19 protein-coding genes and 2 tRNA genes are annotated in these 19,834 nt (G+C 55.3%); 7 read left to right on the top strand and 14 right to left on the bottom strand.

All coding sequences use genetic code 11. The features are described from left to right. Positions 1 to 22: 22 nt before the first annotated feature. Positions 23 to 259: a hypothetical protein gene (locus tag DA373_RS16360; RefSeq protein ID WP_198650203.1), complete on the bottom strand. Its 237-nt coding sequence runs from the start codon at positions 257 to 259 to the stop codon at positions 23 to 25. Here DA373_RS16360 and miaE point away from each other — a divergent pair. Next, a complete protein-coding gene (gene miaE / locus DA373_RS00915; protein WP_107850475.1) occupies positions 231 to 1,007 on the top strand; it encodes a tRNA isopentenyl-2-thiomethyl-A-37 hydroxylase MiaE in 777 nt (258 codons plus the stop codon). The two genes, DA373_RS16360 and miaE, sit on opposite strands and share 29 nt — an antisense overlap. A gap of 144 nt (positions 1,008 to 1,151) precedes the next feature. Here the strand turns inward: miaE and DA373_RS00910 are convergent, their stop codons facing one another. The 6 genes from DA373_RS00910 to pspF are packed head-to-tail and all read right to left on the bottom strand — an operon-like array spanning position 1,152 to position 7,391. Beyond that, a complete protein-coding gene (locus DA373_RS00910; protein ID WP_107850474.1) occupies positions 1,152 to 1,952 on the bottom strand; it encodes a peptide ABC transporter ATP-binding protein in 801 nt (266 codons plus the stop codon). Beyond that, entirely contained in the window at positions 1,949 to 2,950 is a 1,002-nt protein-coding gene (locus DA373_RS00905) for a peptide ABC transporter ATP-binding protein (RefSeq protein WP_107850473.1), read from the bottom strand. Before DA373_RS00905 ends, DA373_RS00910 begins: the two co-directional genes overlap by 4 nt. Continuing rightward, positions 2,950 to 3,843 carry a putrescine export ABC transporter permease SapC gene (sapC, locus tag DA373_RS00900; protein ID WP_107850472.1) on the bottom strand — a complete coding sequence of 298 codons (894 nt, stop codon included), beginning with the start codon at positions 3,841 to 3,843 and terminating at the stop codon, positions 2,950 to 2,952. The genes DA373_RS00905 and sapC overlap by 1 nt, the downstream gene beginning before the upstream one ends. Then, complete coding sequence (locus tag DA373_RS00895) at positions 3,827 to 4,789, bottom strand: ABC transporter permease (protein ID WP_107850471.1); 963 nt, start codon at positions 4,787 to 4,789, stop codon at positions 3,827 to 3,829. Before DA373_RS00895 ends, sapC begins: the two co-directional genes overlap by 17 nt. A gap of 2 nt (positions 4,790 to 4,791) precedes the next feature. Continuing rightward, positions 4,792 to 6,390 carry an ABC transporter substrate-binding protein gene (locus DA373_RS00890; protein WP_107850470.1) on the bottom strand — a complete coding sequence of 533 codons (1,599 nt, stop codon included), beginning with the start codon at positions 6,388 to 6,390 and terminating at the stop codon, positions 4,792 to 4,794. Positions 6,391 to 6,392: 2 nt separating this feature from the next. Further along, on the bottom strand, positions 6,393 to 7,391 hold the full coding sequence (pspF, locus tag DA373_RS00885) for a phage shock protein operon transcriptional activator (RefSeq protein WP_107850469.1): 999 nt from the start codon (positions 7,389 to 7,391) through the stop codon (positions 6,393 to 6,395). Between the two features lie 187 nt (positions 7,392 to 7,578). Here pspF and pspA point away from each other — a divergent pair, with 187 nt between their 5' ends. Genes pspA through DA373_RS00860 form a run of 5 tightly spaced genes read left to right on the top strand, consistent with a single transcriptional unit; the run spans position 7,579 to position 11,261 of the window. Continuing rightward, positions 7,579 to 8,244, top strand: coding sequence for a phage shock protein PspA (gene pspA / locus DA373_RS00880; protein ID WP_107850468.1), 666 nt, complete (start codon positions 7,579 to 7,581; stop codon positions 8,242 to 8,244). Continuing rightward, the gene (pspB, locus tag DA373_RS00875; RefSeq protein WP_107850467.1) at positions 8,244 to 8,477 is read left to right on the top strand and encodes an envelope stress response membrane protein PspB; all 234 of its coding nucleotides are present in this window, start codon (positions 8,244 to 8,246) and stop codon (positions 8,475 to 8,477) included. The genes pspA and pspB overlap by 1 nt, the downstream gene beginning before the upstream one ends. Beyond that, positions 8,462 to 8,857 (top strand): envelope stress response membrane protein PspC, encoded by a 396-nt coding sequence (gene pspC / locus DA373_RS00870; RefSeq protein ID WP_107850466.1) that lies wholly within the window; start codon positions 8,462 to 8,464, stop codon positions 8,855 to 8,857. Before pspB ends, pspC begins: the two co-directional genes overlap by 16 nt. Then, positions 8,854 to 10,257, top strand: a complete 1,404-nt coding sequence (locus DA373_RS00865; RefSeq protein WP_107850465.1) for a YcjX family GTP-binding protein — start codon at positions 8,854 to 8,856, stop codon at positions 10,255 to 10,257. The genes pspC and DA373_RS00865 overlap by 4 nt, the downstream gene beginning before the upstream one ends. After that, positions 10,254 to 11,261, top strand: a complete 1,008-nt coding sequence (locus DA373_RS00860; protein WP_107850464.1) for a YcjF family protein — start codon at positions 10,254 to 10,256, stop codon at positions 11,259 to 11,261. The genes DA373_RS00865 and DA373_RS00860 overlap by 4 nt, the downstream gene beginning before the upstream one ends. Before the next feature lie 268 nt (positions 11,262 to 11,529). On the opposite strand, the gene DA373_RS00855 is transcribed toward DA373_RS00860, so the two are convergent. From DA373_RS00855 to DA373_RS00820, 7 genes are all read right to left on the bottom strand, one after another. Continuing rightward, positions 11,530 to 11,605, bottom strand: a tRNA-His gene (locus DA373_RS00855). Positions 11,606 to 12,224: 619 nt separating this feature from the next. After that, positions 12,225 to 12,848, bottom strand: a complete 624-nt coding sequence (locus DA373_RS00845) for a recombinase family protein (RefSeq protein ID WP_107850462.1) — start codon at positions 12,846 to 12,848, stop codon at positions 12,225 to 12,227. Between the two features lie 810 nt (positions 12,849 to 13,658). Further along, entirely contained in the window at positions 13,659 to 15,167 is a 1,509-nt protein-coding gene (locus DA373_RS00840; RefSeq protein ID WP_107850461.1) for a hypothetical protein, read from the bottom strand. 180 nt (positions 15,168 to 15,347) lie between these two features. Then, a complete protein-coding gene (locus DA373_RS00835) occupies positions 15,348 to 16,559 on the bottom strand; it encodes a hypothetical protein (RefSeq protein ID WP_157953662.1) in 1,212 nt (403 codons plus the stop codon). 156 nt (positions 16,560 to 16,715) lie between these two features. Beyond that, complete coding sequence (locus tag DA373_RS00830; protein ID WP_107850459.1) at positions 16,716 to 17,219, bottom strand: zinc ribbon domain-containing protein; 504 nt, start codon at positions 17,217 to 17,219, stop codon at positions 16,716 to 16,718. Positions 17,220 to 17,351: 132 nt separating this feature from the next. Continuing rightward, positions 17,352 to 18,584, bottom strand: a complete 1,233-nt coding sequence (locus tag DA373_RS00825; RefSeq protein ID WP_107850458.1) for a DUF6538 domain-containing protein — start codon at positions 18,582 to 18,584, stop codon at positions 17,352 to 17,354. A gap of 148 nt (positions 18,585 to 18,732) precedes the next feature. Next, positions 18,733 to 18,809 (bottom strand) — tRNA-Arg (locus DA373_RS00820). Between the two features lie 151 nt (positions 18,810 to 18,960). Here DA373_RS00820 and folD point away from each other — a divergent pair. Continuing rightward, a complete protein-coding gene (gene folD / locus DA373_RS00815; RefSeq protein WP_107850457.1) occupies positions 18,961 to 19,818 on the top strand; it encodes a bifunctional methylenetetrahydrofolate dehydrogenase/methenyltetrahydrofolate cyclohydrolase FolD in 858 nt (285 codons plus the stop codon). The last annotated feature ends 16 nt before the right edge of the window (positions 19,819 to 19,834 follow it).

Genomic DNA, 19,834 nt, shown 5'->3' with positions numbered 1-19,834 from the left:
TTAGGTAAAAACCAAAATAATGTTAGGCGAAAATCCCCTTTGCCTTAAAAACTGTGATCCGGGTCAGGTTTTTGGCGGGGCTGGCGCTCAGGGTGATGTTCGTTCGGCTCCTTGTTGCGCCGGCCATGACAAGACCACAGCCTCGTTGCCCCGAAAAAGTGTCCAGCAAGGCTGCCTCGAAGAAAGCGAATTGGTACACTGCGGGCCGCCGTTTTTGCACCGAACAGGTAATGATTGTGAACGCCAGCGCTTTGACCACCGAATTTGACTCCCTGCTTGCCCCCATTCACGACTTTCTGCACTGCGCCACCCCCGACGAGTGGATAGCCGAGGCCAGAAAGCCGGAACGGCTGACGGTGCTGCTGGTGGATCATGCCAACTGCGAAATGAAAGCGGCCATGAGCGCCCACAGCCTGGTGCGTCGCTACTGCCTGCCCAGGGACAAACGCAAGCTGCTGCCCAACCTCGACTTTTACAAGTCCCTCGACGCCCTGCCGGAAAAGGGCCAGGTACTGGGCAAGCAGACCCTGATGGGGGATAACCGCCGGGTATTTGATGAACTGGCCAAGAACGATCTGCTGGTAAAAATGGTGCGGCTTATTCAGGAAGAGCTGCACCATTTTGAACAGGTGCTGGAAATCATGCAGGCCCGCAATGTGCCCTACAGCACACTGTCGGCGTCCCGTTATGCCAGGGGCCTGCTGGCCCATGTGCGCACCCATGAGCCGGCGGCCATTGTCGATCGCTTAATCATTGGCGCCTATATTGAAGCCCGCTCCTGCGAGCGCTTTGCCCGGCTGTCGCCGTTTCTGGATGACGAGCTGAGCCGGTTTTATGTGTCGCTGCTGCGCTCGGAAGCCCGCCACTATCAGGACTATCTGACTTTGGCGCGGGACTACGCCGGCGAGAATATCGATGAGCGGGTGGCGTTTTTTGGCGAGCAGGAGGCGGCGCTTATTCAGACACCCGACGACCTGTTCCGCTTTCACAGCGGCGTGCCGGTTTGAGCGATATCGTCACTCCCGCGAAGGCGGGAGTCCATTCCACCAACGGCACCACTTGTTCATTTCGGCATTAATGCAGCAGGCCCGGCATCGTCTGCCACTGGATGTCCGCCTGCGCGGACATGACGGGTTGTTGGGGCGGGGCCCTCAGTTCTTCGGTGGCTGCCAGCGGAATTCATTGTTGTAGTTCTGCAGCAGGCGCTCGGCCTGCTCACTTTGGGGGTTGTTGAGCACCTTGTGAGCGGGGCCGGCTTCCACCACATGGCCTTCGTGCATCAGGATCACCTGATCACTGATATGCCGCACCACCCCCAGATCGTTGGCCACCAGTACGTAAGACAGTCCCAGGCGCTCCTGCAGGCTGAGCAGCAGGTTGATGATCTGGGAGCGCACCGAAATATCCAGGTTGGAGATGGCTTCGTCGGCGACGATGATGCTGGGGGAGAGGATCAGCGCCCGGGCCAGGGCCACCCGCTGTTTCTGGCCGGTGGAAATCATCTGCGGGTAGAAATGATAGTGTTCCGCCAGCAATCCCACCATGCGCAGGGTGTCCATCACCAGCGCCTCGCGCTGTTCGGCATCCAGGTCCGTATTCAGCAGCAGGGGCGCGTCCAGGATCTGGCCAATGCGGCTGCGCGGGTTGAGCGAGGTGCTGGGATCCTGAAAAATCATGCGGATCAGCTGACAGCGTTTTTTATAATCGTCTGTTTCGATTTTTTCCCCGTCAATGTAAATGCTGCCCTGGGTGGGGGGTAACACGCCTGCCAGTACCTTGGCCAGGCTGCTTTTGCCCGAGCCGGCATCCCCCATCAGCGCCAGGGTCTGGCCCCGCTCCAGGGTGAACGACAAGGGGTAAAACGCGGTTTTCACGGTTTTGCGAAACAGCCCGGTGTGGTTGATATATACCTTGCTGAGGTTGTCCACCTTGAGCAACGGCGCGCGGGTCATTTTTTCTTGTTCTCCGGCATATTGAGGGGAAAGTGGCAGTAATAGCTCTGCCCCTTGTATTTGGCCAGCGGTGGCGCCACCACACACTGGCGCTGAGCCTTGGGACAGCGCGGCCCCAGCCGGCAGCCGATGGGCAGGCTCTGCAGCGGCGGAATGGCCCCGGGAAGGGTGTTGAGCCGGGACTTGTGGGGCAGGCTGCCGTCGAGATCCGGCATCATGCGCAGCAGGGCGTCGGTATAGGGGTGGTGAGGCCGGGACAGGATCTGCTCCCGGGTGCCGGATTCCACCGCCTGTCCACAATACATGACGGTAATGTTGTGGGTGAGACCGGCAAAGCTGGTGATGTCGTTGCCAATCAGCAAAATGGTGGTGCCGGAAAGCTTGTTGACCCGTTCCAGCAGCCGGAATATCTGGGCCTGGTTGGTGGCCTCCATGGCATTGGTGGGCTCATCGGCGACCAGCAGTTTGGGCTGGTTGGCAATGGCCATGGCGATCATCACCTTCTGGCATTCGCCGTCGGAGAGCTGAAAAGGGTAGGCATTCATCACCATTTTGTGGTCGCGAATGCCCACCCGGTGCAGCAGACCGATGGCCTGCTTGCGCCGCCACATCCAGCGCTGCCACCACTTGCCCTGAAAGCTGCGGGACGGAATGGCTTCCACCAGCTGGGCGCCGATCTTTTCCGACGGATCCAGGCTGGTGGAGGGCTCCTGAAAGACCATGGCCATGTCCCGGCCCATCAGCAGTCGCCGCTCTTTGGGCGACAGGCTCTGCAGATCGACGTTGTCCAGATACATGCGATCGGCGGTTACCCGCCAGGTATCCCGGGCAATGCCCACTATGGTCTGGGCCACCAGGCTCTTGCCCGAGCCCGACTCGCCCACCAGACCACGGATTTCTCCCTCGGCCAGGGTCAGGCTGAATTTGTCCACCGCCTTGACCATGCCCTGGGGGGTGTCGATTTCAATGGTGAGATTGCGAATGTCCAGCAGCGGCATCAGTCCATTACCTCGTTAATGGCCTGGCGCAGGCCTTCCCCCACCATGTTCACCACCAGCACGCTGAACAGAATGGCCAGCCCCGGCAGGGTCACGGTCCAGGGGGCCAGAAACACCAGATCCATGGCATCCGACAACATGGCGCCCCATTCCGGCCGGGGCGGCTGGGCGCCAAGGCCGAGAAAGCCCACGGCGGTAATGTCGAGCATGGCCGCCGACAGGGCCCGGGTGGTCTGGCTGACCAGGGTATCGCTCAGGTTGGGCACAATGCCAAAACGCAGAATGCGCCAGGCGTTGGCGCCGTCCAGGCGAATGGCGGTGATGTATTCCTTCTGCATTTCTTCCGACACCGCGTTGTAGGTGGCGCGAATGTACTGGGGAATAAGGGCCAGGGTGATGGCGATCAGGGTATTGAACAGACCCGGCCCCAGAATGGCCACAAAAATAATGGCCAGCAGCAACGACGGAATCGACAGCAGGGTATCGAGCAGGTGATTGAGAATGCTGGCTCTCAGCCCCTTGCTCATGCCACCGAGAATGCCGATGACGCTGCCGACAAACAGGGCCACCAGCACAATCAGCACGGCATTGCCAAAGGTGAGCCTGGCGCCACTAATCAGCCGGGAAAGCATGTCCCGGCCCAGATCGTCGGTACCGAGAAAAAAGTCCACGTTGCCCTTGTCGGCCCAGGACGGCGGCAGCAGCAGGGCCTCGCTGAACTGCTCATAGGGCGCGTAAGGAGCCAGCCAGGGACCGAGCAGGGTCAGGGCACACAGAATGCCCAGGCCCCAGAGACCGATCATGGCCAGGGTGTTTTTGCGAAACAGCTGCCAGGCCCGCTCCTGAGGGGAGCGCACGTGCAGCTCGGGATAGATGTTAGCCCTGGCTGGCATAGATCACCTTCCTTCTGCTGGGGTAGATCAGGGTGGAGAGTATGTCCATGCCCACACTGGCGACAATGGTAAAGGTGGCAATGGCCAGGGTGCCCCCCTTGATGGCCGCATAGTCCTGCAACGAGATGCTGGTTACCAGCCAGCGGCCCAGGCCCGGCCAGTCGAACACGATCTCGGTCATCATGGCCGAGGTCAGCACGGTGCCAAACTGCAGTCCCAGGGTGGGAATGGCCATGGGAAAGGCGTTGCGCAGGCCGTGACGCAGCACCACATGGGTGTCGCTGAAGCCCTTGGTCAGGGCCGCCCGAATGTAGTTCTGCTTGAGCACCTCGAGCAGGGCGCTGCGGACCTGGCGGATCACTTCCGTCGTGGGCACGATGGACAGCACCAGGGACGGCAGCACCAGATGACGCAGGGCGTCGAGAAAGGCCTCCCAGCGGTACGGATGATCGGTGAGCAGGGTATCTATGGTCATGATGCCGGTGATCGGCGTTATCTCGTAAAGCAGGCTGAGCTGTCCCGACACCGGCAGCCAGCCCAGATGCAGGGAAAACAGCATCACCAGCAGCAGTCCCAGCCAGAACACGGGGACCGAATAACCCAGCAGGGTGCCGGTGAGGATCAGGGTGTCCTGCCAGCGGCCCTGACGCACCGCCGCCAGGGTGCCGACCGGCACACCCACCACCAGGGATATCACAAAGGCCGCCAGACACAGCTCCAGGGTGGCGGGAAAATACTGGCTCAGGGCGCCCAGCACCGGCAGTCCGGTGGCGCTGGAAATGCCAAAGTCGCCGGCCAGCAGGGCCTGAAGAAACAGCCAGTAGCCATGCCAGAAGTCACCGTCACCCTGTTGCAGCAGCCGGTATTCCAGACTGTAGGCAATCAGGGTCAGCAGCATCAGGGTGCTGATCAGCAGGTTGAAGCGTCGCAGCAGGTAAATCAGCATGGTTACTCCTTCCAGGCCCGGTGCAATACCACACCACCATAGGGCTGCAGCTTCAGATTATGCACCGTACGCCGGTGAGCCTGAAGCTTGAGGGTATGATTAAGCGGTATGAGCGGCATGTCCAGCTGCACGATTTCCTGAGCTCTGTGGTAGTAGCCGATGCGCTCGCTCAGGGTGGGGGCGGTGAGTGCGGCGGCCAGCTGCTGCTCAAACAGCGGATGGCACCAGCGGCTGGCGTTGGTGCCGGCGGCAATGGCCTGACAGCTCAGCAGATTGTGCAGTATGTTATCGGGATCCGGATTGTCGGCGGACCAGCCGGTCAGTACCGCATCCTGCTCGCCGGCCGCCAGCTCCCGGCGCAATATCTGCTCCTCCAGACTCTGCAGTCGCACGCGAATGCCGAGCTCTCCCAGCCGGCGCTGAATGAGCTGACCGGTTTTAAGCCCGTCCGGGTTAAACCCCCGGGCGCCGGCCGGTACCAGCAGGGTCATATCAAAGCCATTTTCCTGCCCCGCCTGCCTCAGCAACCAGCGGGCTCGCTCCATATCGGGCAGGGGCATCAGCAGGTTGGGATCATAGCCCCAGGACACAGGGGGCAGTACCGACTCGGCCTCGGAGCCGATACCAAAATAGACCGCCTGCAGAATATCGCTGCGCGACAGCGCCAGCGCCAGGGCCTTGCGTACCCGCACATCATGGAAGGGGGCTTTCTGGGTGTTGAGCGCCAGCACAGAGACATTCATGCCGGTAGCCTGATCCAGCATCAGCTCGGGATGCTGTTTGATCACCGTCATCTGGCTGGCGCCGGGGTGAGCCATGACATCGCACTCACCGGTCAGCAGCTTGGCCAGCCGTTTCGATGATTTGGGGGTAATGTCAAACACCAGCTGGGCCAGGCCCACGTCTCCGCGCCAGTAGCCGGGGTGACGGTGATAGCGAATAAAGTCGTCAATGCGGTACTGGGCCAGGTAAAAAGGTCCCGTGCCTACCGGCTTTTGATCGATCAGCTCAGGCGTGCCCGCCGCCAGCAACTGGCTGGCATATTCCGCCGACAGCACCACACCATAGTCGGTGGCCAGACTGGTTATAAAGGAGGCGTTGGGGCGGCTCAGCACGAATTCCACTTCCCGTGGCCCCAGGGCCCTGATCTCGGTCACCAGCTCACTCAGGCCAATGCTGTCGAAAAAGGGATAATAGCCGCCGCTGACATGGTGAAAGGGATGATTTTTATCAATGACTCTTTGATAACTGAACACCACGTCCTCGGCGTTCAGTGGCCGGGTGGGGGTAAACCAGGCGGTATGGTGAAACTGCACCCCGGGGCGCAGGGTAAAGCGATAGCGCAAACCGTCATGGCTTCTCGTCCAGCTCAGCGCCAGTGCCGGCTCCGGCTGCAGGGTGTCGGGGTTGATGTCCAGCAGGCGGTCATAAAGCTGGTGGGCGGTGGCGTCCAGGGTCTGGGTAGAGGCAGCCAGCTGCGGATTAAAGGTAAAGGGAGCTCCTTCCGCACAGTAAAGCAGGCTTTCTTTGGCCAGTTGTCGGTCGCTGTTGTCGCACCCTGCCAGCAGCAGGGCGAGCAGCCAGCATAGCCAGAAACGCATGTTCAGTCCTTTTTGTCCGTGGCCGCGCTCGCAGACGTTGCCACGGCATGTTTGCGCAGCAGGCCACGCAGCTGATGGTAACTCAGTCCCAGCAGCCCGGCCGCCTGGCGCTGATTATAACGGGCCCGGATCAGTGCCGTCTGCACCAGTGTCCGTTCCTGTGATGCCAGGTGGCTTTTCAGATCCAGCGGCCAGCTTGTTGCCTCAGGCCGGGCCGGCCTTGCCGCTGGCTGCCAGGGAGAGGCAAAGGGATCCAGGCACAGGCTTTCAAGGGGCTGATCGGGCTCGCGCTGGCGGCACAGGCTGCGCTCCACCGCGCTTTTCAGCTCGCGCACATTGCCCGGCCAGTCATGGGCCAGCAATTGCCGGCGCGCACCGGGTGCAAAGCCGGCAAACAGCGGCCGGCCCAGCTCGGCACACCATTTTACCGCGAAATGCTCCGCCAGGTGCAGCACGTCCTGCTCCCGGGCCCGCAGGGGCGGCAATGTAATCACATCAAAGGCCAGTCTATCAAGCAGATCGGCCCGGAATTCCCCTTTTTTGACCAGCCCGGGCAGGTCCTGATTGGTGGCGCACAGCAGACGTACATTTACCCGTACCGGCTGGCTGCCACCGACCCGTTCAAACTCACCGTATTCAATGACTCTGAGCAGCTTTTCCTGCACCCGCTGACTGGTGGTGGCCAGTTCGTCAAGAAACAGGGTGCCGCCGTCGGCCCGCTCAAAACGACCCGCATGGCGTTTTTGCGCCCCGGTAAAGGCGCCGGCTTCGTGGCCGAACAGCTCGCTTTCCAGCAGGGTTTCGGCCAGGGTCGCGCAGTTGATGGACACAAAGGGCTGCTGCCAGCGGGACGATAAATAGTGCAGCCGGTGGGCCACCAGCTCCTTGCCGGTACCGCGCTCACCCACCACCAGCACCGGCCGGTTCAGTGGCGCCAGACGGGAGACTTCATCCAGTACCCCGAGCAGGGCATTGGACTGGCCAATGAGATCGCTGTCCATAAAGACTACACTCTGGTTAATTTCGCCAAATAGTAGTGTTTTTTACCAGGCTCGGCCACTTTTCACCGCTTGTTGCCTGCCCGAAACTCAGGTCTGGCAAGGGGCCGAGGGGGCTGGCACGATAGTTGTATTGATCATGGCCAAAAACGCGGGCAATCCGTCCGTGGTTTTATCAAGGAGACGCCTCATGAGCATATTTTCAAGAATGGCCGACATCATCAACGCCAACCTCAATTCCCTGCTGGACAAGGCCGAGGATCCGGAAAAAATGGTGCGGCTGATCATTCAGGAAATGGAAGACGAGCTGGTGCGCGAGCGCTCCAATCTGGCCCGTTTTCTGGCCGAGAAAAAGGATCTGCTGCGCCAGATTGAACGTCATCATGAACGGGTGGACGAATGGCAGGGAAAGGCCGAGCTGGCGCTGACCAAGCAGCGGGAAGACCTGGCCCGGGCCGCGCTGCTGGAAAAGAAAAAGCAAAGCGAACTGCTGGCGGCACTGGAGCAGGAATGCACGGTCGTGGAAGAAAGCATGGACAAGCTGGCCGATGCCATTGCCAAGCTGGAAGCCAAACTGGGTGATGCCCGTGCCCGGCAGCAGGCCATGCAGCTGCGCCAGCAAAGCGCCCAGAGCCGTATCAAGGTGCAGGAGCGGGTGCGCCGCAGTGAAAACTCGTCGGCCATCGACAAGTTTGACCGCATGGAACGCAAAATTGACGAGCTGGAAGCCCGGGCCGATCTCTACAGCCAGAGCAAGGGGCTGGATCAGGAATTTGCCGAGCTGGAGGTGGATGACGCCATCAGCAAGGAGCTGGAACGGCTCAAGGCGAAAATGCACGATAACAAGGAGCAATAATGAGTGATCTGGCCTGGGCCCTGGTGGCCCCGTTAAACATTTTTCTGTTTCTGGTGGTGCCCATCTGGCTGGTACTGCACTATCGCAGCAAGCGCCGGCTGGATGAAGGGCTGGATGAACATGCCCGTACTCGCCTGGAGCAGGCCCTGCAGCAGTCCGAGCAGCTGGCGGAGCGGGTGGAAACCCTGGAGCGGCTGCTGGATCAGGAGGTACCGGAATGGCGTCAACGCTGATCAACCTTTACCGTGACAAGCGCAACGGCAAGCTGGGCGGCGTTTGCGCCGGCATTGCTCACCGACTGGAGCTGGAGCCCTGGCTGGTGCGGGTGCTGGCCATCACCGCTCTGCTGTTTGCCAGCTTCCTGACCCTGGTGCTCTATATTGCCGCCTGGCTGCTGCTGGACGACCTGCCTCGTGAACAGGCGGAAGCACCTTATCAGGAGCATATTAAAGCCGCCGGCTGGCGTTCGGGGCTGGCGCCTCACGAAGCGCTGGAGCGGCTCGAAACCCGGCTGACCCGGCTCAACATCAGGGTGGCGGCCATGGAGCGGCTGATCACTTCCGGCGAATTTCGTCTGCGGCGTCAATTCAACGATTTGCGCGAGGATAAATGAGCAATACAGCCATGCGCCAGTGGCGCAACAAGGCGGAGTCCTGGGTGCAGCGGGGGCTGGACAGACGGCTGCGGCTGGCGGTCACGGGACTGAGCCGCAGCGGCAAGACCGCCTTTATTACCAGTCTGGTCAACCAGCTGGAGCACGCCGGGCTCGATGCCCGGCTGCCGCACTGGCCGCCGGCGGCACAAGGGCGGCTGCTCGGCTGCCAGCGGGTGCCCGGGCGTCATCATCATGTGCCCGCCTTTGGTTACGAGGCGGCGCTGAATCAGCTCTCGGCCAGCCCGCCGGTGTGGCCCGAGCCCACCCGGGGCATCAGTGAAATTACCCTGGCCATTCGTTACTGTCCCAAAAACCGGCTCAAGCGCCGGCTGCAGGACACCGCCACCCTTTACCTTGAGCTGGTGGACTATCCCGGTGAATGGCTGCTCGACCTGCCGTTGCTGTCCATGAACTACGCCCAGTGGAGTGCCCAGCAGCGGGAGCTGCTGCAAACCCCGGCGCTGGCGAGCCTGGCGCAATCCTGGCTGCAGGCCGGCGGCGCCATCGCCCCCGACAGCCCCGCCAGCGATGCCGTGCTGGCGCCCCTGGCGGCGGCCTATACCCGGTGGCTGCATGATATCAAGCGCGAATGCGGCGCCTATCTGGTGCAGCCGGGGCGTTTTATTTTGCCCGGGGAATATCAGGGCGCGCCCATGCTGCAGTTTGTGCCCTGGGTGTGGGGGAATGTGCCGGCAGGGCTGAACGAACAGCACCATTACGGCATGATGGAAACTCGCTTTGAGCACTATAAAAAGCACCTGGTGGCGGGCTTTTACCGGGATCACTTCGCCGGTTTTGATCGCCAGATCGTGCTGGTGGACTGCCTCAGCGCCCTGAACCGCGGCCCCGACAGCTTTACGGATCTGAGCCGGGCGGTAAATGCCATTGTGCAGAGCTTTGACTACGGCAAGAGCGGCTGGTGGCGGCGGCTGTTTGCGCCCCGCATCGACAAGCTGCTGTTTGCCGCCACCAAGGCGGATCACCTCACGCCCGATCAGCACGGCCGGCTGACCCGGTTATTGTCTGGTCTGGTGCGCAGCGGTCACCGCCATGCCCGGCTGTCGGGCATCGATATCGAGACCCTGGCGCTGGCGTCCATCAAGGCCACCTCCAGCGGCGAGGCCAGCCACCAGGGTGAGGCCATTCCCGCCCTGCAGGGCCGGCGTCTCAACAGTGGCGAGCCGGTCACTCTGTATCCCGGAGAAATTCCGGAAACCCTGCCCGATGCCGGTTTCTGGCAGCGGCAGGGTTTTGATTTTACCGACTTTGCGCCCCCTGTCTGGCAGCCGGAGCAGCCGTTACCTCATCTGCGCCTGGATCGGGCGCTGGCCTTTTTACTGGGAGACAAACTCGCGTGACCCTGAAAACCAAAGTCATTCTCGACCAGCCTCTGAATACGCCGAAAGACGCGCGGTTGCGGCCCGGGCAAACCCTTGACGACGAGGACTTTCTGCAGGCGGAACATGCTCCCGACGGTCCGGCGGCCGCGCTGCGGCCCAAACGCCGGCACCGGCTGTGGTGGAGTGCGGTCAGCCTGATGGTGCTGTTGCTGCTGGTGCAGTCCGGGCTGTCGTTGTGGCAGACCTGGCAGGACAACCAGTGGTTGGGCGCGGCCTGGAGCCTGGCGCTGGCCTTGCTGGCGCTGGCCGCCGGCGGCAGCCTGTGGCGGGAACTCAGGCAGCTGCGCCGGCTGGAACGGGTATCCCGCCAGCGGGCCCGGGCCGAGCAGTTGCTGGCCGACGCCGGCCATGGCCAGGCACAGGGCTTTTGCGAGCAGCTGGCGCAACGCAGTGGCTTGAATAACAGCGACGCCTTTGCCCAGTGGCAGTCCGGGCTGACCGGCGACGAGCAGGACGGTGAAGTACTCAGCCTGTACAGCCGGCAGGTGCTGGCCACTCAGGACCGGCAGGCCCGGGCCAGAGTGCTGAAATGGTCCGGCGAGGCGGCCGTCATGGTGGCGGCCAGCCCCCTGGCGGCGGTAGACATGCTGCTGGTGCTGTGGCGCAACCTGAAAATGATGGAAGACATTACCCAGTGCTACGGCATTCGCCTCGGCGCCCTGAGCCGGCTGCGGCTGCTGAAAGGGGTGCTGCACCACATGCTCTATGTGGGGGTGTCGGAAGCGGCCATTGACGCCGGCATGGACCTGCTCGGGCTGGAGCTGGCCGGGCGCTTGTCGGCCCGGGCCGGACAGGGCGTTGGCGCCGGCCTGCTGACCGCCCGGCTGGGCCTGCAGACCATGGATCTGTGCCGGCCCATTCCCTGGCAGGGCGACGAGAAAAAACAGCTGGGCGGCATTCGTCGCGCACTGGTGGATAGAGTGGCGAAGCTGCTGAGCCGCAGTGATAAAAACGGGGAATAGGGATCGGGGATTAGGGAATTGTAGCTGCCACTTTAGTTGGCAGGGCCTGTGCAACAGGCCTTAAATACACCTGGCCTGCAGGTTTGCGCCAGCTAAAGCGGCGCCTACAGCACGGATACGCAATGAGTATCAGCGCGTAGGTTGGGATGAGTTTTACGAATCCCAACATTCCAGCCGTCGGCTCTGTTGTTGGGATTCGCTTCGCTCATCGCCAACCTACAGAAAATGCAGGGGAATTTAACTATTTTTCGAGGGAAGTTCAGAGAAATGGGGTGACCGACGGGGCTCGAACCCGCGACAACCGGAATCACAATCCGGGACTCTACCAACTGAGCTACGGTCACCACTAATGGCGCGCCCTGCAAAAGGGTTAACCTGTGGCTGATGTTAAAACATCAGAAATATCAGTCACTTGAATAGGTAGTGTGGCTGATACGGGGGCGTATTGTAAGCAGCTATGTAACCTTCTGCAAGCACTTTTGATCCCTAACATCTTGGGATGAAATATTACTGAGTGGTGGGAGAGCTGTCAGGCAGGAGGACTTACAGTGAACGAGTGGTCCCGATATAACATAGATATATCCACAAGATGTTGATTTATAAATACTTTGTTCTTATTTGTTTTGCTTGGGTTTTGCCTTGTGTAATCGAGCACAACAGCTAAGCAATGGGGTAGGGTAGGTAAGGGCATTAGAATGCCTCTACGGGCCGCTCAGGAAGCGTTATGGCTATGTTTCGGGTTGTTTGGGCTGGTATTGCAAGGGGGTTGTTACAAGCTCACTACCTTCTTACAGCTCTCATAGTGTTTGATGGTGATTACATGCTGTTTGCTGGCGCTGCTCATGGAGTAAACACAATACTTCACCTGCTCAACCACATACTCACCCCGTAACAGCATCGTAGTGGCATAGGCTGATGGGGCAGCCAGTACCCCACATAGCAACAACATTAGATAAACAGATTTCATGCTTCTGTCTCCTTCATCTGTTTGGCTACTTTAGCAACTGTAGCTCTTGAGCAGCCGAGTAGTTCAATAACCTTGTTATAGCTTTTCCCGTCTGACAGTAATTCTTTGACCTTGCCATGCAGCACCATATCAACGGGGCGGCCCTTGTAGCCTCCTTCAGCCTTCTTCTTGGCAATGCCCTGGGCCTGTCTTCTACGCCTATCCTCGTAGTCCTTACGGGCAATGGCAGCCAGCATGTCCAACATCATGCCGTTCAGGGCTTCCAGCATTCGGCTGGTGAATTCATCTCCTGACTTGATAAGCTGATGGCTTGTCGGCAAGTCCAGGGCAACCACACGGATGCCTTTGCTCTCAATCGTGGATCTTAACGCCTTCCAGTCATTGGCATTCAACCGGCTCAGGCGGTCTACCTGTTCCACCAGCAATACATCACCAGCTTGGGCAACATCCAGCAACCGGAACAGCTCTGGCCGCTTCAGGCTGGCACCAGATTCATTCTCTATAAACCATGCTGACACGGTTAAGCTTTGAGCTTGTACGAACTCAATCAACTGCTCTTTGGCCCGGCTGGCATTTTGCTCATTAGTCGATGCTCTCAGGTAGGCATACACACGGTTCATTTGAATTACCATAGTCTGTTTTAACTGGTTCAATAATAAAGGTCTGTTTTGGGTTTGTAAAGGTGTATTAGTGAACCAACAAACAAGAGAGATTTTTCAGTCTGATTTGTGTATACCCAATGTAAACCAGCGCCAGCAGGCGATAGCCATAGCCAGGCATGGAAGCCTGAAACAGAGGGGATACCACACACGATCTGAATTGATTAATAGTAATTTTTATATCTTAAAAAATATTGATATCAAGAGGGCGGTTTGTTAAACACAACCAGATATTTATCATCCCCTTATGTCTTTCAATCCCTTACTATCACTGTATTTCCCTCCATTAGCATGTCAGTATTGTTTATGTTTTTAATGTAAAGTGTTGATTTATATGGTTTATTATTAATGTATTTAAACCTTGTTTATTATATTGTTGTTGACACTTTCGGCTGTGCGTAGTTGTGACACTTTTTATGTATAAAGCTATTACATATTTAGTGTCATTTTTCAATGGTTCATATAGAGGCTAAGCATTACTCACTAAAACACAGTTCGTAATACTACCCTCTAACATCACTACTATCAGACTACCTACAACAAACAGACGTTGTAGCTACCCTTGATAGAGTGCTGTATGAATAATATGGAGTAAGAGAGCGAAACAAAGCAACTCACTACACGTTCATTGCTATTGTCCGCTCCCTAACAACAATTAACGAAACACATATCACCTTCCTCATTATCATTCGTTGGTGCAATGGTTTCTATTGTTGTGTTGGTAGGGCTAAAGCCCCTCTATAAAAGAACAGTGGCGCATAGCCGCCGGTGTCAGGCTTGCAGGTGGCTGGTTGGGATGTTCCTTTTTTTCATCCAGTCGATACAGTCAGATAAATCGGTTTTGATGCCTTTCTTATTACGGTTTGTTTTCCAGCACTTGAAAGCATTCGTATGGGGTGTAGGAATCCCAAGTTCTTTAGGTGTTAGCTTAATTATTCCAAACTTCAGGTTCTGATCACGTAAATGCTGTTCTCTCTGTTCTTTTACCTTTTTCCCATCAATAGCAAAGTCATATACTATCTCAGCACCCTTGAAATGACCGTTAGCAAGGTAGTTTGCTGCCCGCTCATCCGGTACGATAACAACATAAGTGGTATCTGAGTCTTCATGATTACGGATAATTCCCCGTGTGGCAGCCTGAAAGATAGGCTCAAGGTAGGTTTGAGTCATAACAGCACCTACAAACGCATCTTCATCAAGATTGTGGTGTTTCGCTACTTTTTTACACTCGGCTTTCTGAGAGTTATCAAGATTAGCTTGATAGATGCATACTACGGCTTCGTAGTCTACCAAGTCATTCCTTCCATGAGGGTTATAGGGTACGAACTTAGCTTCACCATAGTCCCACTTTTCATCTTGCTGTTTTTTATTAACCGTATAAATGAACTGGTCCTTTCTGTAATGTTTTAGAGCTAATTTAGTGTTCTCACGAATTTTTTGATAGACGGTGAACCCATCATGCTTGTAGTTTCCATTAGCACATACCCTCAATACATTCTCACCACCTACACACTGATTCTTGCTGTAGTCCATGCCAGTGAGCAGGGGGACTATCTTGATACGTTCAGGGTTGACGTAACTATGGTATGCAGGTGTTATGTCGTTGGTTGGTACAAATACAGCGCCCTTTGCTTTCATTAGCTCAGTAGTCGCCAGCCCTTCCACCTGAGCCGCCAGCATGTAAATACTGTCTGCATGTTGCAGATGCTCCACCCAATTGAACACCACAGACCAACGGAACTCATTGTCACCCATCCGTGTTACAGTGCTACCCAGCTCTAAAGCCGTTAACATGCTTTCCATCTTCTCTGACCGTGTACCTTGTGCTTTGATTGCTTCAATACCGTCATTCCCGTGGTCAGGATGAAGAGTGTACTTGCAGCCGTCTATGTTGCAGCAGTTCCCCAAAATATTGAGAATGTCGGTTGTATCCTTCACGGGGATAGAACCCAAGTTAATTGTGCTCGGTACTTCATCAATGATGACCGTGTACCCGTGCAAGAGGGTAGGATCAATCTTCATAAACCCTTGATGGCAACAAACAATAACGCTAACTTTATTTCTTAGGTTTTGCTCAATCTGAGCGCCCACACGACCACCGCCAGTAGAGTTAGATACAGCAATAGCTTTAGAGCGAGTAATGCTGGTGTAAGTTTGATCTGCCAATGCTTGGCTGATGTTCACAACAACGAACTTATCCTCGCTGTTGTTGATCATCTCGATTACTTCATGGGTTTTGCCTCCAGCGGGAATAGCGGTTACGGTTTTGATTTCAGTCATATTTATAGTTTTCTCCTTTGCTGCTGAAAGCCACATACGCAAAAAAGCAAAAGAGGGCCGCCACCGTAAAGTGGTTGCCTCTAATGCTGAACAGGATTATGCGCATTGTGGAGGGGAGCGGAAGTGCACCCTTATTTTCATTATTGCCCGATTTCCTTATTGGGTCAAGTGATTATTAAGTTAAAGTTCTGCTATTGAGTAGCTATGTGTTACCACACTGTCGCTGAAGTCTTCATTGATAGTGACTGTTGTACCACTATTGTCGATGGAGTAAGTTATCACCGGGTCACCATATTCAACATGCTGTGTTCTCCATCTTCCTGAGCTGTCAGGGTTGGCTGATGCCCAGATAATTTTGTTTTTATCAAGGTAGCATTTTATCTGCCACTTGGTGTTGTCACTTGGCCTGATGTAACTCACGAAGTGTATTTTTCCACGAGAGGTTACATTCATGATTGACGGGCTTCTTCCGAACATCGCTGCTGTAGCTGCTTTACAAACTTTTGTGTCTGTTAGTGTAAGCTTCTTCTCTTGTAGCTCATCTTGCTCTTTTTCAGATATGTAGTTCTTGATTTTGATGAAGTCTGGCATCGCTGTTTCAAATGAAGATTGTGTGTTTTTTAGCTGTGCCAGGATCATATCCTCAAGTTTATTGTATTCATCAAACTGGAAGCAGGCATCATTGCTGTCTGAAGCTATCATAAGCTTGCTTTTATCGGGTACTCCTTTCAGCTTGCTCTGGTAGAGATGAGCAGCATAACGGTTTTTGCCAGAGCTTACAGCTTGCTTGAAATCATCAAGATCTGCTTTCCATTGAGTCATGATGTTTTGGTCATGTTCTCTCAAAATGGGAGCTTCGTTTACACACTGTTCCTTTAATGCTTCCTGCATTTTTTCTTGATGGTTTACCAATGCAGTTTGAGCAGCTTTCTTGGCCTCTATGTCTGCCATTCTTTCTTTAAGAGATGCTTCCTGTTGGGCTCTTTCCCTTTCCATTTTTTGTTGTTGTGCTTGTTCTAACGCTATCTTTTTAAAAGTGCTGGCTTCTTTTAATAGGTAATCAACCTCAAGAGTCTGCCTCTTTAGAAGCGCTGCCTTGAACTCGCAGGCCACGGGAGGGAAGTTCTTTAAGCATAATTCAACCTCTTTTTTCAATGTGTCAAGGTTCTTTGTTCTGCTTGTGCAGGCCTGAGCCAGGCTGAAAGTATGGGTGGAAGGGCGGATGCCTTTACCTGGTGGGTAAAGGAAGTTAAATATTTCCTTTTCTGACTCTGAGTTGGCATTTTTTAAGTAAGAGCAATCATTGATTTCGTGAATTTCATTTGCATGAGATAAGTTTTGACTCATGGATAAAATGAGAGCGGTGGTTATCAATGGTGTGAGTCGCTGCATTTGCTATGAACCATGAAAGTAATGTTGAGTGGAAAGTGTGGCCTAATTTTTGATTAAGCCACAATGTCATTATGTATATAGATAATAAACTGGTTTGTAATATGAAATTAAAGAGATTTTTGTAAGTGTAATGTCCTTATCCATTAAGGAGTACGCTCACTTTACTCTTACAATCCAGTTTCCCCCTTTATTCTCTATTTCATAATGGTATCTTGAGTTTTCGCAGAATACATTAAACCCTTCGGATAATGCGAAAGGGGTGACGTGATCTACAAAGTCACACGAGTAACCATAAGCATTTATTAGATTGGCTGCGGTTCTTTTCAAGTTTTCCTCATTTTCTTTCTGCTTTCTGCTCTCTATTTTTTGTGCTTGGCTCGTCGGCGATTTGTTGGTGATAGGTATGATAGTTATCATGAGTGTAACGTAAATCCAAGCGAAAGACATGAATCTTGCTTTTGCTGAATATCCTTTTCTTAAAGTGAACCAAGAAAAAATCAATGGAAGAAATAGGATTCCGCTGCCGAGTAGGAAACCCACCGTTCTACCTTCATGTTCTTCATGTTCTTCATCTTGCGAATTAGGTGCTCCGCAGTGTGGGCAAAATTTAACAGAGTCGGAAATTTTATTGTCGCATTCAGTGCATTTTATAGTTGCCATTTTTTATCCCTTTGTGTTTTTAGTTTTTAACTTGCCATGTCTTCTGGTGTTGCATATGGAAAGCATATGGTAAGGCACCATGTTGATCGATAGCAGGTTATGAACAAAAAAGAAACCACATGAGTCTGAAATTTATACGACAGTCACGCCTTTTTTCTGCTCGTGTCGGTGCATCCGCGCCAGTACATGGTGCAGGTATTCCAGGCTTCTGCCTTTGCCGTAGTGGTGGATCATGCCTTCACGGCTCCAGCCCATCAGGCTGACGATTTCCATTTCCGTTGCTCCCGACTCTATCAGCCGGCTATTCAGGCTGTGGCGAAAGCTGTGGCTGGTGCCCTGTTCAACCACGCCAGACAGGAACTTGTTTACCGCTTGAGAGCAGCCGTCACCCTTGAACTTGCCGTCCTTGATATAACGGGGGAAGGCGTGTTTCTGCTCTGGTTGTGCTGCTGTTTTTACGATGCTGGCAAATTCCAGGCTGATGCCGGTAAGGGGGATTAACCGTTCGCTGTTGTCGTTCTTCAGGCCTCGTTGTTTATGGGGTTTGATTACAAGGTGAGGAATGGGGGCGTCCAGTTTAATGTCGTCCAGCAGCAGGCCGCCTATCTCGGCGTTTCTGCAACCGGTGTCGTAGAGCAGGCCCACAATCTGGGCGGTGACCAGTGCCGATTTTCTTCTGATGGTCTCCCGTACCTTCAGCAACTCGTCTGCCTCGAAGGTGTGACGTTTTTCAGCGTCTTTCTTGATGTTGTCGAAGGGAACGCCGGCAAAGGGGTTGCTAATGTTCAGATCGTGCAGTTGCAGCGTTAACCGGACTTGTCGGCTGATAAACCCAACGGCTTTTTTGATGGTGGCGGTTTTGAGCTGCTGCTCTGTCTTGAGGCGTTCAACTACTCTCAGCACGTCACGCTTTTTGATATGGGCAAGGATAGGGGGGAGATCTGCAAAGTATCCAAAGCAGCGGGTGATCTCGGTCGTTTTCTTTTTGTTGCCTTGATGTGCTTTCAGGGCATGGTGCTTGATGTCGTTCAGGGTAATGGTGTGCTGCTCTGGTGCTGGCGCGGGAACCAGCTCGGCAGGCGGAGGGCTTGCCGGTGGCATGGTAAGCACGGGGGAGGGGGTGACGTTATGCTTTAACTGTTCAAATTCCTTGTTGTGCTGCAAGGCCAGCGCTTGGGCTTTTTGGGATGCCTGGCTCAGGTCTTTGGTTTTGAGGGAGAACACCAGTTCACGCTTGCCGTTGTAGTGGCGGCGTAATTGAGCGGGGATGGCCCGGCGGTAGTAGAACAGGCCGGTGGTGCTGCGTTGTTGCAGGTAGGATACGGAGACGGTAAAAGCCCCGATTTTGAATGTAGCTTGTGGCATCGTATACCTCACGAATCAACCACAAGTTACACAGGGCTTGTAACCTTTTTTGTAACCACAGCTCTTGGTGTTGGGGAATCACAATCCGGGAAATAACAGCGTTTTCAAGCTGTTACCACTCTACCAACTGAGCTACGGTCACCACTAATGGCGCGCCCTGCAGGACTCGAACCTGCGACCATCCGCTTAGAAGGCGGATGCTCTATCCAGCTGAGCTAAGGGCGCTTGTTATCCGGCCTGGCGGTCGGCAACGGGGCGGCATAATACCGGCTTGAGACCACAGGGTCAACGGCTTTATCGCTCCGGGCTTTGCTTATCAAACCCCTGAAAAAATGCGACAATTGCCACAGGTTTATAAAGGTGAGAAATAACGCAGATGTCAGCTCAATTAATCGATGGAAAAGCGATTGCACAGGCGGTGCGCAACCAGGTGGCCGAACGGGTTTCGGCCCGTAAAAGCGCCGGAAAACGGGCTCCGGGCCTGGCGGTGATACTGGTGGGAGCCAACCCGGCCTCTCAGGTGTATGTGGGCAGCAAGCGCCGGGCCTGTGAAGAAGTGGGCTTTGTATCCAAGTCTCACGATTTGCCCGAGCACACCACGCAGCAGCAGTTGCTGGAGCTGATCGATGAGCTGAACCAGGATGCCACCATAGACGGCATTCTGGTGCAGTTGCCGCTGCCGGCCCACATCGATACCACCCTGGTGATTGAACGTATTCATCCTCACAAGGATGTCGACGGATTTCACCCCTACAACCTCGGTCGTCTGGCCCAGCGTATTCCGGCCCTGCGTCCTTGTACGCCCAAGGGCATCATGACCCTGATTGAGCGCAGCCATATCAAGACCCATGGCCTCAATGCCGTGGTGGTGGGCGCTTCAAACATAGTGGGCCGTCCCATGACCCTGGAGCTGCTGCTGGCTGGCTGCACCACCACCACCTGTCACCGCTTTACCGAAGACCTGCGGGGCAAGGTGGAAAACGCCGATTTGCTGGTGGTGGCGGTGGGCAAGCCCCATTTTATTCCCGGTGACTGGATCAAACCCGGCGCCGTGGTGATCGATGTGGGCATCAACCGCCTCGACGACGGCCGTCTGGTGGGCGATGTGGAATACGCCGTGGCCGCCGAGCGCGCCGCCTACATTACACCGGTGCCCGGCGGCGTGGGCCCGATGACAGTGGCCACGCTGATCGAAAACACCTTGATTGCCTGCGAGCGCTATCACGACAACTAAACCACACAGGGGAATG

Source organism: Oceanimonas marisflavi (genome assembly GCF_003049725.1).
GTDB classification, from domain to species: Bacteria; Pseudomonadota; Gammaproteobacteria; order Enterobacterales; family Aeromonadaceae; genus Oceanimonas; species Oceanimonas marisflavi.
Note: the sequence above shows the minus strand (reverse complement) of the source record. Positions and strands in the feature narration are given on the sequence as shown.